The sequence below is a fragment of the Actinotalea sp. C106 genome (assembly GCF_023630195.1).
GTDB lineage: Bacteria > Actinomycetota > Actinomycetes > Actinomycetales > Cellulomonadaceae > Actinotalea.
Genome location: NZ_JALPKN010000606.1, coordinates 1 through 666 on the forward strand (window position 1 = coordinate 1; position 666 = coordinate 666).

A 666-nucleotide genomic window follows, 5' to 3' on the forward strand; every position below is an offset into this window, starting at 1 on the left:
TTCCTCGGGACCGCGCTCGCGCCGGTGCAGTACGCCCCGCGCCGCGGCTCGGGCCTGCGCCGGATGCTCAACCTGCTCGCCGACCCCCGCCGCTGGGCCGCGGTGCTGCACGGCATCGGGGGGCTGATGCTCTCGGTGGTGACCTTCTCGGTGGTGCTGACCTGGTGGGCCGGCACCCTAGGCGGCCTCACCTTCTGGTTCTGGGACCGGTGGTTGCCCAACCCCGAGACCAACACGACCCTCGCCGAGCTGCTCGGTCTGCCGATCAGCGAGGCCCAGTTCAACCTGATCCTCGGTGTCCTCTTCGCGCTCAGCCTCGTGCCGGTGACCCGGGCCTGCGCCCAGGTGCACGTGGGGTGGGCACGGCTGCTCCTGACCGGCTCCTCACGGGCGGCACTCGCGGCCCAGGTCGACGAGCTGACCAGCCGCCGTGCGGTCGCGGCGGCGGCCGAGTCGCACTCGCTCCGGCGGCTCGAGCGTGACATCCACGACGGCCCCCAGCAGCGTCTGGTCCGGCTCGGCATGGACCTGTCGGCGGCCGAGCGCCGGCTGGCCGACGACCCTGACGAGGCGCGGGCGATGATCGCCGAGGCGCGCACCCAGGCGGCCGAGGCCCTCGCCGAGCTGCGTGGCCTCTCCCGGGGCACCGCCCCGCCGATCCTCACG

General features: G+C 74.5%; 1 protein-coding gene. It reads left to right on the forward strand.

The features are described from left to right. The coding region (locus tag L0B03_RS18760) for a sensor histidine kinase (protein WP_250448627.1) at positions 1–666 on the forward strand (666 nt) is incomplete at both ends.